This window comes from Pelistega sp. MC2 (genome assembly GCF_900099475.1).
Lineage (GTDB): Bacteria > Pseudomonadota > Gammaproteobacteria > Burkholderiales > Burkholderiaceae_B > Taylorella > Taylorella indica.
This window is the reverse complement of sequence record NZ_LT628273.1, coordinates 145,209-158,222: the sequence shown is the minus strand read 5'-3', so window position 1 is coordinate 158,222 and position 13,014 is coordinate 145,209. Positions and strand designations below refer to the sequence as shown.

Below are 13,014 nucleotides of genomic sequence, written 5' to 3'. Positions count from 1 at the left end.
TAAAAATGAGTGACTTAAGCATTATGACACCAAAAGAAATCGTTTCTGAGTTAGATAAGCACATTGTTGGGCAACACAAAGCTAAAAAATCTGTCGCCGTTGCTCTCAGAAATCGCTGGCGTCGCCAACAAGTAGCAGAGCCTTTGCGCCATGAAATTCATCCTAAAAACATTTTAATGATTGGTCCGACTGGTGTGGGTAAAACAGAAATTGCACGCCGTTTAGCAAAATTAGCGAATGCCCCTTTTATTAAAGTAGAAGCAACCAAATTCACCGAAGTCGGTTATGTCGGTAGAGATGTTGATACCATTATTAGAGATTTGGTCGATATCTCTGTAAAACAGACTCGCGAATTAGAAATGCGTCGTGTACGTACTCAAGCAGAAGATGCTGCTGAAGATCGTATACTAGATATCCTAGTTACACCTGCTCGTGATGCTCATGGACAACCAATCCGTGAAGAAAATACAGCACGCCAAACTTTCCGCAAGAAACTACGTGAAGGTACCATTAATGACATGGAGATCGAAATTGAAGTAGCTCCTCCTACACCGCAAATGGAAATCGTTGGTATGGGTATTGCAGGCATGGAAGACTTAGGTGAGCAGCTACGTGGCATGTTCTCCAATATGGGTAAGGACAAAACTAAACCTAAGAAAATGACGATTGAAAATGCCTTTAAACTCTTAACAGAGGAAGAAGCAGCAAAACGTGTTAACGAAGAAGAAATTCGCAATACCGCTATTCGTAATGCAGAACAAAACGGCATCGTATTCCTAGATGAAGTCGACAAAATCGCTAACCGCTCTGACGGAGGCAGTGCCGATGTATCTCGCCAAGGCGTTCAACGCGACCTCTTGCCTTTAGTAGAAGGTACAACGGTTAATACTAAATACGGCATGATTAAAACTGACCATATTTTGTTTATTGCCTCTGGTGCTTTCCACTTATCGCGTCCTTCGGATCTGATTCCAGAATTACAAGGTCGTTTTCCTATTCGCGTTGAGCTTGATTCGTTAAGCTCTGAAGATTTTGTGCGTATTTTAAATGAAACAGATGCGTCACTCACCAAACAATATACCGCGCTTATGGAAACAGAAGGGGTTAAATTAGAGTTTACTGCTGAGGGGTTAAAACGTTTAGCTGACTTAGCCTTTGATGTAAATGAGAGAACAGAAAATATCGGAGCACGTCGTTTATATACAGTGATGGAAAAACTCCTTGAAGACTTATCATTCGATGCCACCTCTGTTCAAGATGGCACTACAGTTATTATTGACTCAGCCTACGTAGATAGTAAATTAGAAGAAGCAGCAAGTAGCCAAGACTTATCAAGATATGTTTTATAACGATTTGATAAATTTGCATTAACTTGAAAGCGAGTAAGTAACTATGATTAACTTACTCGCTTATTTTTTACTTAATTTAATAAAGCTAATTCATTGATTATTAGGGAATATCCTAGGCTTTTAATTTTTAAAAAACCTTCTTTTAAAAGTCCAAAACACAGCTTATTAGTTTTCTCATACACTCAATATTTATTAAAAAAACAGGAGATAACTATATGCTTATATCTAAATTTATAAAAAACTTACTAGCAATTAGCGTGCTAGCTACAACGGCATTGACTCAAGTTCAAGCACAAACCACAGCACCTATCACTATTAAATTTTCACATGTAGTGGCTGATGATACCCCTAAAGGCAGAGGAGCCTTACTTTTTAAAAAATATGCAGAAGAAAAGTTTCCTGGACGGGTAGTTGTTGAAGTATATCCTAACTCATCTTTATATGGTGACGGTAAAGAGATGGAAGCACTGCTAACTGGTAATGTACAAATGCTAGCACCATCTTTAGCTAAATTTGATAAATACACACCAAAAATCCAATTATTCGATTTACCTTTTTTATTTGATGACCTTCATGCCGTTGAACGCTTTACAAAAAGTAATGCTGGCAAATCTCTACTAAATAGTATGGCTGATAAAGGTATTACTGGTTTGGCCTATTGGAATAATGACTTAAAACAGTTAACTGCTAACAAACCATTAGTATTACCAACAGATGCTCGTGGTCAAAAATTCCGTGTACAAAACTCTGAAGTACTAGATGCACAATTTAAGCAGTTATTGGCTATCCCTCGCAAAATGTCTTTTGCTGAAGTTTATCAAGCCTTACAAACAGGTACAGTAAACGGTACAGAAAATACCTATTCAAATATTTACTCGCAAAAAATGCATGAGGTACAAAAATACCTAACTGAAAGTAATCATGGCTTGATTGCTTACATGGTAATTGTCAATACAGATTTCTGGAATAAACTTCCCAAAGACATTCAAACAGGTCTAACGGAAGTATTAGATAAAGTAACGACTGAAGTAAATAAATTAGCTCTAGAAGATAATCTTCGTGATAAACAACGTATTCTTGATGCTAAAACTACTGAAATTATTGAGCTCACTAAAGATCAAAGAGATCAATGGAAAAAAGCGATGTCTCCTGTATGGAAAAAATTTGAAAATCAAATTGGTAAAGATTTGATTGATGCGGCAATTCAGTCTAACCAAAACTAAACTATTATTCGCTTCTGCCCCATTCTCAATATAGGTAATTACCCTATATTGAGAGTAAGGACTCCCTATTAATCGGGTTTTTAGACTATTATAAATTTATTCTATTTTGTAAGTTTATTTTTCTTTTTTGGAGATTTATGCCATGAAAAGCACTATGTTAAAAATGCTTTCAGCTGCCGTTTTAGGTGCATTAGCCTCTAGCCAAGCACTAGCAGCAGACGCACCAATCGTTATCAAATTTTCTCACGTGGTTGCCGCTGAGACACCAAAAGGTCAAGGCGCTCAAATGTTTAAAGAAAAAGTAGAAGCGAAATTCCCTGGTCGCGTAACTGTTGAAGTGTATCCAAACTCATCTTTATACGGTGATGGCAAAGAGATGGAAGCGCTTTTAACTGGTAACGTGCAAATGTTAGCACCATCTTTAGCTAAATTTGATAAGTTCACACCCAAAGTCCAACTTTTCGATTTGCCTTTCTTATTTAACGATATTAATGCCGTTCAAAAATTCCAAGTTAGTGCAAAAGGTAAAGAGCTATTAAATAGCATGACTAACAAAGGTATTACTGGTTTAGCTTACTGGAACAATGACCTAAAACAATTGTCTGCTAACAAAGCATTACGTGTACCTGAGGATGCTCGTGGTCAAAAATTCCGTGTACAAAACTCTGAAGTGTTAGATGCTCAATTTAAACAAATCTTAGCTGTACCACGTAAAATGGCTTTTGCTGAGATGTACCAAGGTCTTCAAACTGGTGTTGTAAATGGTGCTGAGAACCCATACTCAAACATTTACTCTCAAAAAATTCACGAAGTACAAAAATACATTACCGAATCTAATCACGGTTTATTGTCTTACATGGTTATCGTAAATACGAAATTCTGGGAAGGTTTACCTGAAGACATTCGCAAAGGTCTACAAGAATCTTTAGATGAAGTAACTGTTGAAGTAAACAAAGTTTCTCATGAGTTGAACCTAAAAGACAAAGAGAAAATTGTTGCTGCAGGCACAACTGAAATTATTACCCTAACTGACGAAGAGCGTGCTAAATGGCGTGATGCTATGCGTCCAGTCTGGAAAAAATTTGAAAATCAAATCGGTGCTGATTTGATTTCTGCAGCCGAAGAAGCAAATAAATAATTATTCTATAATTAAATAAGATTAGGGGGTAATAGCATGCTTTATGCTGACTATTACCCTTTTTAACTTTTCAAAGGCATTACCCATGAAACTGCTGTCCAAATTCTGGGATAAGTTAGAAGAGATTCTTATCATTCTTTCCTTATCTCTTATGACACTTGTAACATTTATCTATGTTGTTCTCAACAATCTGTACCAGCCATTTCTGGATTTAGCAGATTATTTTGAATCTCTCAAATCCATTCTTGAACCCATTGGCATCTTTATCATGACGATGGCTATGGAGATGACATGGAGTGTTGCACTGACCAAATTATTTTTTGGTATGTTAATTTTCTTAGGTGCCTCTTATGGGGTGCGTACAGCGGGTCATATTGGGATTGATGTACTCGTTAAAAAATTCTCTAAAACAGGACAACGCAATATTAGCATTATTGCTTGTTTACTATGCCTGTTTTATGCTGCGCTCATTGCTTACGCCAGTCTTGAATGGATTCAGGCTATGTTTGTTGCTGACGTAGGCGCTGAAGATTTAAATACTTTTAATATCAAAGTATGGGAAATTGGTTTAATTATCCCTATCGGTTATACACTTATCTTTTTCCGTTTTATCGAAATTCTGATTCGTCTATTCCGTGGTCAACAAACAGATTTAGGATTAGCAGACGAAGCTAGTGACGCCCTCAAACTAAACGAAGAACATAAGGAATAACACAATGTCTATTATTTTATTATTTGGTGCCCTATTCCTCTTTATGCTTATAGGCGTGCCTATTGCCGTATCACTTGGTTTAGCAGGATCATTGGTTATTATCTTTTTCAGTAATGATTCTTTAAGTTCTGTTGCTGTTAAAATTTTTGAAACCTCTGAACATTATACCCTCTTAGCGATTCCATTTTTCCTACTCGCTGGTGCTTTTATGACCACTGGCGGTGTTGCCAAACGTCTTATTGACTTTGCTAATGCAACTGTTGGACATATTCGTGGAGGCTTAGCTATCGCTTCAGTATTGTCATGTATGCTTTTTGCTGCACTATCTGGTTCAAGTCCAGCAACTGTAGCAGCTGTTGGATCTATTGCTATTGCTGGTATGGTTCGTTCTGGCTATCCGATCGAATTTGGTACAGGTATTATTACCAATGCAGGTACATTAGGTATTCTAATTCCACCGTCAGTAGTAATGGTTGTTTATGCGGCAGCAACAGAACAGTCCGTAGGTCGCTTATTTATGGCTGGCGTTGTGCCTGGCGTTTTATTAGGCGTTATTCTTATGGTAGCGATTTATGTTGTTGCTCGTATGAAAAATTTACCTGCTTTACCACGCGCTACAGTTAAAGAGTGGTTTAAAGCTGCCCGTGAAGCACTATGGGGATTAATCCTAATGGTAATCATCCTCGGCGGTATTTATTCAGGAGCCTTTACAGCAACAGAAGCCGCCGCAGTAGCAGCTGCTTATTCATTTTTTGTCGCTGTATTCATTTATAAAGACATTTCCCTCAAAGAATGCCCTAAAGTATTACTAGAAGCTGGTAAATTAAGCGTTATGCTGATGTTTATTATTGCCAATGCTATGCTATTTGCTCATGTACTCACTACTGAACAAATTCCTCAGCAACTAACAGCGATTGTAGCGGAGATGAACTTAGCACCATGGCAATTCCTAATCATTGTTAACTTGGTGTTATTAGTGGCTGGTGCGTTTATGGAGCCATCTGCCATTATCTTAATTCTTGTACCTATTTTATTCCCTATCGCTATGCACTTAGGTATTGATCCTATCCATTTAGGTATCATTATGGTTGTAAATATGGAAATTGGCTTGATTACACCACCTGTAGGGTTGAATTTATTCGTTTCTTCAGCAATTACCAAACTTCCAGTCACCAAAGTTATTAAAGCCGCCACTCCTTGGCTAATGATTATGCTTGGTTTCCTTATCCTTATCACTTATGTCCCTGAAATCTCGCTTGGACTACCTGATATGTTAGGCCAAAAATAATCACTTTATTCAAGTATAAGTAACACAAAAAACCGAGACACTTTTAAAGTATCTCGGTTTTTTATACCTAAGCAGTCAAATCAACAATGTATAACCTTCTCTCTTAGCACCCACTGAAAAAAAGGTTAGACATATCTTATTTCACTTTAATCTCTTTGATAATATAATGATTATTCTCATGAATTGCTTTGAATTTCACTTGATCACCTGGTTTTACCGTTGACAATAGGCTTTTATCAATCTCATACACTAGTGTCATCGCAGGCAATTTAAAATCAGCAATTGCACCATGTTTGATAGCAATCTTACCTTTTGCCTCATCAATTCTACGAATTTCACCAGATGATGAAGCTTCCTCTTGGGCAAATACAGACCCAGTCAACGACAGCCCTACCAAACCTGCCAATAAAGATTTACCAAGAACTTTCATTACAACTAACCTCACCTCTTTTCAACATTATCTTGTTACTAAGCATTTATTCATTATACCGTTAGCTAGCCATTATACTTTTTTTTCTAAGAACAATTATTTCTATTGCTTACAACCCTTTTTGAGGTGGTTCAAAATTGTAATTTGTTTTAGAATTAAAGCTATAGATAGATTTCTCAACTGGAGTATACTTTATGTCTTTTACGTATCTTGTCCCCTACGATGCCTCAAATAATGCCAAACGTGCCTTAGAATGGGCAATCAACCATGGAAAGCTATCTGGAGCACATATCCGTGTAGTAAATATTCAACCAAGTTTTCGAACTATTCACTCTAAAGCGCTATTTAGTAAAAACGATATTGAAGAATATCAACAGCAGCTTTTTGGTGAATGCACAGAGGGCGTAAAAGCACTATTAGATGCTTCTGGCTTACAAACAAGTATGGAGATGGGTATTGGTGACCCGAAAGAAGTTATTGTAGATTTAGTTAAAAAAAGTAGAGAAACAGATGATCCTATTGATTTAATTGTCATGGGTTCCCGTGGTACTAATCCTATGTTCAGTGGTGTATTAGGCAGTGTTAGTTATGCCATTATCAACTCTGGCATATGTCCTGTAACGATTATTCCCCAAAGCAAATAATCACTTCTTATCCTTTTCTTTTTAATAATAGGATCAAGAAGAGTTACCTTTTTTGCTCTTCTTATTATATTTAAATCAGACCAAGTAGCATTTTTCTTGGTCTTTTTTATCCTATCATCAGATTTCTACTATGCAGACTAACCGTTTAGATCAAATTGTCACCAAATCTGGCGATCAAGGTACCACTTCTTTAGGTGATGGACAAAGAATCAAAAAAAATCATCACCGTATTGAATGTCTAGGTTGTCTCGATGAGCTTAATGCTACGATAGGATTGCTCATTAGTGCCTTTCTTAATGAAAAACACCCTTCTTCCATTCAGGCAGAATTACAATACGTCCAACATTGCTTATTCGATGCTGGTGCTGAAGTTTGTATTCCAGGCTATAACACCTTAACAATGCAACATATTCAACGTATAGAGGGTTTTATTAGTGTTTATTTAGAGAATTTACCCGCGCTCAAGGAATTTATCTTACCAGGTGGTTGCGCAGCAAGTGATCAAGCCCATATATGTCGCACTGTTACGCGCCGTGCTGAACGACAGTTAGTCGCATTAAATGAACAAGAACCCATTAGTGATGTCAGCCTACAACTACTAAAGTAAGCGTCCGGTGAACTCCGATTGACTTCCGTTTTTAAACGTTCAATGCCCCGATTTTGTCGGGGCATTGTGTTAATTCTTGGTGTCGTTTGGCGCTTGCCAACGATGAGGCAGAAGCTCAGCAATGTCCTTCGCTTTCTGTGTCGGCAATCGTTCCAACACATCCTTAAGGTAAGCATAAGGGTCATGGCCATTGAGCTTAGCCGATTGAATTAACGACATCACCGCAGCCGCACGTCGACCCGCTTTCTCTGAACCTACAAAGAGCCAATTCTTGCGACCAATCGCGAGTGGACGAATCAAATTCTCTACCGCATTATTATCCATCGGCAGTTGAGCGTCTTCCAAGAGGCGCGTCAAGGCAAGCCAATTGTTCAGGCTGTAACGAATGGCTTTGGCGATCGCCGAGTTCGGCGGCACCAGCTCAAACTGACTGCGCAACCACCTTTCTAATTGCTTAAGTGCCGGCTCCATGTGGCGTTGTCGATGAGCTAATCGCTCCGGTGGACTTAAGTTCCTGGCCTCGGCCTCGTAGTGATAAAGTCGTTGGATTTGTTGTAAGGCCTGTTCAGCCACTGAGCTGCCGTTGGCTTGGTAAATATCGTGGAATTTGCGACGCGCATGCGCCCAACATCCCCCCTCAATCACTTGCTCATCGGCAAAGAGGGCTTTATAACCGGCGTAATCATCACACATCAGACTACCGCGCCAATCGCCTAAGAATTCGCGGGCATGAGCGCCTGAGCGACCTGGCTTAAAGTCATAAATCACCGCTTTCATCTGCTCATAAGCACCCGGGGCATAGACCCAGAAATAACCACGTTGCGTTTTGCCCTTTTTATGGTGCATGTAAGTGATGGGGGTCTCATCGGCATGCAATACCGAATGCGAGAGCACCTCTTGGCGTAAAGCATCAACGAGCGGTTGTAACTGTGCGCCACAGGTGCCTACCCAATCCGCCAGCGTAGAACGGGCAATGCGTACACCGCTGCGCTCAAAGATGGCTTCTTGACGGTGCAACGGCAGATGGTCAGCATACTTCATAATCAGTACTGTCGCCAGCAGTCCGGTCGTTGCCAACCCGCTCATCGTATGGTTCAAAATCCGCCAAAATCCCTATCCATTGGTGATGCAGTGTTTAGCTGAAAGTGGTTTAATGGCATTCTTCTCACGCAGCTCTGCAGCCAATATCTCAGTCAATATGGATTTAGCTAAAAAGCTTGGCTTACGTGAGGAAACCTATTCCGTATCCATCCCCTTAGGTGCCACCATTAATATGGCTGGTGCAGCAATTACCATCGCCGTCTTAACCCTAGCCGCTGTGCATACCCTAGGTATTGAGGTAGATATTGCGACCGCCTTTTTACTGAGCTTACTGGCTACGGTTGCCGCTTGTGGCGCCTCCGGCGTTCCTGGTGGCTCATTACTGCTGATTCCAATGGCGTGCAGCTTATTCGGTGTCAGTAATGAAATCGCAGCACAGGTGATTGCTATTGGTGTCACCATCAGTGTGATTCAAGACTCGGTTGAAACGGGCTTAAACTCTTCAACCGACGTACTTTTCACCGCTGCTGCCGATATTGCTGAGCGTCGCAAGGCTTAGACATTGTGCCTAGCTAATTGCTACGCTCGATATAAAGCGATTGCTTCTTGTAAGAATTAAGGCACCGACTCGTCGGTGCCTTACTATTTAAGCTTTGATACCACCGCATGGGCGGACGATTGAGCAGTTTGAAATCAAGCCATTGCTAGCATCAAAGGCCGCGTAATGGCTTGAAGTCAGCTTATTCAGGTCCTCAATGGCAAGTTACCACTGATAACCCACGCCGGCGCCGTAAGTTACATCACCACGTGTATTACCAGAGACAGAGCTCTTAATAATCCACTTACCGTTATCGGAGATGGTGGATAACCCAGCGGCGTAACCATGCTCACCACGATGACCAGCACTGGCAATCGCAAACATGCTCTTACCAGGTAGATAGGCTTGCGGTAAGTTCGCCATTGCTGCTGCAGAGGCGGTACCAGCGCGAGCCTCACGATCCACGCGGTGAATTTCATTACCTAGGTGGTTCACTACATTATTAAAACCACCGACAGCCGCTTTTAACTGGCTAACATTTACTGCGTCGGTATCTGCCTTTCCAGCCGCAACGTTTGTGATCTGCTTGCCACCCGCATTAATGCCTCCCGCGCTTAAGCTAACGTCACCTACTGTAATGCCGGTATTCGTCACTTTTACATCACCAACACTGATGCTATCAAAACTAACATCCTTGGCTAAGGCAAAGGTAAACTGCGTGCCTTCTTGCTTCAAGGTCAAGTTATCACCTGCCTCGAAGGTCACGGTATTACCTGCTTTCACCAGCTGATTGCTAAACTCGGCACCTGGATCGGCTTTATTACCGGCACCTATCACGTTAAAGCCTGTGCTATTAATCGCTGACTGAACTGTATCCGCCGTCACTAAAGCACCAGGCGTAACCGGTGTACCCACGGTACCATCTGTCGTGGTGTTAAAGGTCGTGGTCTTCGCTGCGATGGCACCACCAACTGTCGTCATGGTTGTACCGTCCGTCTTGGCTGAAACCGTGTACTCCGTGCTTTTATCCGCTAACTGTTTAGACTCAACAGTCACACCATCACCAGCAACCAGCTTGGTGGACGATGCCTTCACTTGAGCCTCAACTGCTTTTAGCTGACTAACATTCACCGCATCGGTATCTGCCTTTCCAGCCGCCACGTTCGTGATCTTCGTATTACCCGCATTAATGCCTTCGGTGGTTAGACTTACATCACCGGCGGTAATGCCTGTGTTGCTCACTTTTACCTTATCACCGACGCTTAGGCCATCGTTATTCAGTGACGTCTCGCCGGCTTTGACACTATTAATGTCAAGATCTTTCGCTAAGGCAATACTAATATTAGTGTTACCACCTTCCTGACTAATCTCCGTCTGAATATTCTGATCTTTACCTTTAATCGCCACGGTAGAACCTAGCTTAGAGGTTTTAGAACCACCGTTATCGGCATTAAAGTTAAGACCTTTGTCTACTAAGCCCGTACTCACACCATCAACCGACTGCTTAAGGTCAGCGACGTTTACCGCATTATTGAGTAGTGGTTTTAACTCTTCCTCTTCAAGCTCAGATAGTTTTTTATCACCCAAACCACTCGCCACGTTCGTGATCTGCACTGGTGCACCTAATGTGCCGTTATCACCCGGATTTAAAACTAGCGTCTTACCATCATCACGACCACCAATCACAGGCCCTTTCTCACCACCCAATTGAATGGTATTTAAACCCGTCAAGTCTTTCGCTAAGGCAATTCGAACGACGCTATCCTCACCCTGCTTCTCAATAGAAGTCATGAGGTTCTGACCCGCATCGAACTTAGACGCATCTGTATTCGCATCAGCACCTTTAATCGTCACGGTAGAACCTAGCTTAGACGTCTGAACACCACCCGTGTTGGCATCAAAGTTAAGACCTTTGTAGACTTCACTTGCAACTGCAAATAGCTGGCTGCCGTTAATAGCATCTGTGGAAGTAGCCGAAATCTCACCGGCAGCTAGGTTTTGGAGTCGACGCTCACCGCCACTAAAACCAACACTCACCGCCCCAGAAGCTTTCGCTCCAGCAAAAGTGAAATCTTGCTCTTTCTCTTCACCATTTACTGTAAATATAGCTTTGTCTACTTCACCTGTGTTACCAGCAGTTGTGGTATTTCCCTCTACACCATCTGGACCTTCTGTCCAATTCTTTGTTCCTATATCGTCGCCATACGTAACTACGGTTTGATGACCCAAATAAACGGAATTTTCGACATCAGCCAGAACCTTACTACCAAGCACAAAGGTGTTTTCAACATTTTGATGAACCACGTTATCATTACCAATAGACGCCGAATTCTTGCCCCTCACTTCTGAGTCATTACCGATAGCAATAGCTCCTTCGATAGGTAGTCTTCTCATATCAGGTGGCCTTTTTTCGAAAGAATTAGTGTTATTACCAATGACAATATTTTTACTGCCTGAAAAATTATATCCAGCTCTATTTCCTAGAGAAATATTATCGCTGCCATTCGACAGTGACCCTGATAACCTACCAAGGGAAATATTATTGCTACCTTTTAATTTTTGTGCTGAACCTTCTCCGCTCGAAATATTACCATCACCAACTAATTCATTACCCGAGCTGTATCCGAAGGAAATATTTTTGTTACCTTTTAGGTCACGTGCTGCGTTTGTACCACTTGAGATATTATGGTCTCCCTTCAGACCTAGTCCAGAAGCCACCCCGCTCGACACATTAGCCTCACCCTTTAACTTGTTCCCTGAGGCATAGCCGACGGATACGTTATAGTTTTTTTCTAACTCCACTCCTGAGCCGTATCCTAGCGAAATATTGTAATCACCTTTTGAGTTTTGCCCCGCGGCTGTACCGCTAGAAAGGTTATGACTACCAACTAGAGCTTTCCCCGAGGAATGCCCAAGGGAAATATTATTATTACCTTCTAATCCTCTCCCTGATTCTGTACCGCCCGATAGATTATAATCACCAGTCAATTCTCGCCCCGACTGACGTCCAAGGGCAATATTGTCATTACCTTTTAATTTATCAGCCGCATAATAACCAACACCTGTATTATAGTCGCCACGCAGATTAGTAGCGCTAAATGCACCTAGCATGGTATTGGAATAACCAAAAAGCTTTGTACCTGAGCCTGCCCCAACCAACACACTCTGAGTAGTAAAGGCATTTATCCCCGCCTCTCTTCCGGTAAACACATTCCCTTCAATAGCAAGTGGACGACCACCACCGGGGGTTTCTATAGCCCTAGAACCCTTTTCAAATGGGTCGTTTTTAGCTTTCACCCCATGTTGTTGATATTCTTTAGCCCGTTCGTCAAACTTACTAAAGTCCTCCGTTATTTCACCAGCCCTTTCTCCTATCACCACAGAACCCCCAGCACTTGGCAGTTTGCTGCCATCAGCTAGGGTCAGTTTCATATCCTGTGCACGGTGTCCAATGACCACACTATTCGGTTTGTCTGTTTTGGCATTAGAACCGATGGCCATTGTGCTACCTGTGCTTATACCTTCTTTATAGACGGAATCTGCATAAGCACCCACACCGATAGCAATATCCCCAGCACCTTTGGCACCTTTATTATCATAATTACCATCGCCAGCGCCCGCCCAAGGACTCTTGATACTAATATAATGCTGCTCATTAGTTGCAATCACTTGATTTTCAGGCACGGGGAGATTAGGGTCGTTCATAAAAACATAAGTACCGTCTGCTTTTTTTATCACTTCACGCAGTTGATATGTAGATTGGCCCATCTTATATAAAGCATAGTACCTAACAACAGGATTCGTACCATCTGGTACGCTATTAGCCTGCGCACTTAGTGTCAACCCCCCCCCGATTAGCAAGGCAGTACCCACTACAACGCCTTGAAAATTTTTCTTACTCTTATCTAAAGAGTAACGCTCATGGTTAGCACCCTTATTTTGTAAGCTTTTCATATTGTCTTTCATTGAACTGTACCTAGTGATGATAAATCAAAGCTTGATTTTACCACTAAAACCAGGATACCTAAAGGGGGGGGGGGGGGG

Annotated in this window: 9 protein-coding genes and 2 pseudogenes; 8 read left to right on the top strand and 3 right to left on the bottom strand. The window is 41.5% G+C overall.

Features of this window, described 5'->3' with window-relative positions; all coding sequences use genetic code 11:
- Positions 1-5: 5 nt before the first annotated feature.
- From hslU to BQ4443_RS00830, 5 genes are all read left to right on the top strand, one after another.
- A complete protein-coding gene (gene hslU, locus BQ4443_RS00850; protein WP_071057761.1) occupies positions 6-1,349 on the top strand; it encodes an ATP-dependent protease ATPase subunit HslU in 1,344 nt (447 codons plus the stop codon).
- A gap of 215 nt (positions 1,350-1,564) precedes the next feature.
- Positions 1,565-2,572, top strand: coding sequence for a TRAP transporter substrate-binding protein (locus BQ4443_RS00845; RefSeq protein WP_071057760.1), 1,008 nt, complete (start codon positions 1,565-1,567; stop codon positions 2,570-2,572).
- 142 nt (positions 2,573-2,714) lie between these two features.
- On the top strand, positions 2,715-3,710 hold the full coding sequence (locus BQ4443_RS00840; protein WP_071057759.1) for a TRAP transporter substrate-binding protein: 996 nt from the start codon (positions 2,715-2,717) through the stop codon (positions 3,708-3,710).
- 85 nt (positions 3,711-3,795) lie between these two features.
- Positions 3,796-4,422: a TRAP transporter small permease gene (locus tag BQ4443_RS00835; protein ID WP_023952086.1), complete on the top strand. Its 627-nt coding sequence runs from the start codon at positions 3,796-3,798 to the stop codon at positions 4,420-4,422.
- Between the two features lie 4 nt (positions 4,423-4,426).
- Positions 4,427-5,710, top strand: coding sequence for a TRAP transporter large permease (locus BQ4443_RS00830; protein ID WP_023952084.1), 1,284 nt, complete (start codon positions 4,427-4,429; stop codon positions 5,708-5,710).
- Between the two features lie 136 nt (positions 5,711-5,846).
- Here BQ4443_RS00830 and BQ4443_RS00825 read toward each other — a convergent pair whose 3' ends face one another.
- Positions 5,847-6,140 (bottom strand): copper-binding protein, encoded by a 294-nt coding sequence (locus tag BQ4443_RS00825; RefSeq protein WP_071057758.1) that lies wholly within the window; start codon positions 6,138-6,140, stop codon positions 5,847-5,849.
- 194 nt (positions 6,141-6,334) lie between these two features.
- Here BQ4443_RS00825 and BQ4443_RS00820 point away from each other — a divergent pair, with 194 nt between their 5' ends.
- Positions 6,335-6,784, top strand: coding sequence for a universal stress protein (locus BQ4443_RS00820; RefSeq protein WP_023952077.1), 450 nt, complete (start codon positions 6,335-6,337; stop codon positions 6,782-6,784).
- 130 nt (positions 6,785-6,914) lie between these two features.
- Entirely contained in the window at positions 6,915-7,391 is a 477-nt protein-coding gene (locus tag BQ4443_RS00815; RefSeq protein ID WP_071057757.1) for a cob(I)yrinic acid a,c-diamide adenosyltransferase, read from the top strand.
- A 69-nt stretch (positions 7,392-7,460) separates the two neighbouring features.
- On the opposite strand, the pseudogene BQ4443_RS00810 reads toward BQ4443_RS00815, so the two are convergent.
- Positions 7,461-8,471: pseudogene (locus BQ4443_RS00810) on the bottom strand (IS66 family transposase); the annotation flags it as partial.
- Between BQ4443_RS00810 and sstT the strand changes: the two are divergent.
- Positions 8,458-8,991: pseudogene (gene sstT / locus BQ4443_RS00805) on the top strand (serine/threonine transporter SstT); the annotation flags it as partial. The pseudogenes BQ4443_RS00810 and sstT sit on opposite strands and share 14 nt — an antisense overlap.
- A gap of 204 nt (positions 8,992-9,195) precedes the next feature.
- Here the strand turns inward: sstT and BQ4443_RS00800 are convergent.
- Positions 9,196-12,936, bottom strand: a complete 3,741-nt coding sequence (locus BQ4443_RS00800) for a YadA family autotransporter adhesin (protein ID WP_071057756.1) — start codon at positions 12,934-12,936, stop codon at positions 9,196-9,198.
- Between the last annotated feature and the right edge of the window lie 78 nt (positions 12,937-13,014).

Excerpts from the sequence above, each read along its gene's own strand:
- hslU (WP_071057761.1), top strand. The coding sequence starts at position 6 with ATGAGTGACTTAAGCATTATGACACCAAAAGAAATCGTTTCTGAGTTA.
- BQ4443_RS00820 (WP_023952077.1), top strand. The coding sequence starts at position 6,335 with ATGTCTTTTACGTATCTTGTCCCCTACGATGCCTCAAATAATGCCAAA.
- BQ4443_RS00835 (WP_023952086.1), top strand. The coding sequence starts at position 3,796 with ATGAAACTGCTGTCCAAATTCTGGGATAAGTTAGAAGAGATTCTTATC.
- BQ4443_RS00815 (WP_071057757.1), top strand. The coding sequence starts at position 6,915 with ATGCAGACTAACCGTTTAGATCAAATTGTCACCAAATCTGGCGATCAA.
- BQ4443_RS00800 (WP_071057756.1), bottom strand. The coding sequence starts at position 12,936 with ATGAAAGACAATATGAAAAGCTTACAAAATAAGGGTGCTAACCATGAG.
- BQ4443_RS00825 (WP_071057758.1), bottom strand. The coding sequence starts at position 6,140 with ATGAAAGTTCTTGGTAAATCTTTATTGGCAGGTTTGGTAGGGCTGTCG.
- BQ4443_RS00830 (WP_023952084.1), top strand. The coding sequence starts at position 4,427 with ATGTCTATTATTTTATTATTTGGTGCCCTATTCCTCTTTATGCTTATA.
- BQ4443_RS00845 (WP_071057760.1), top strand. The coding sequence starts at position 1,565 with ATGCTTATATCTAAATTTATAAAAAACTTACTAGCAATTAGCGTGCTA.
- BQ4443_RS00840 (WP_071057759.1), top strand. The coding sequence starts at position 2,715 with ATGAAAAGCACTATGTTAAAAATGCTTTCAGCTGCCGTTTTAGGTGCA.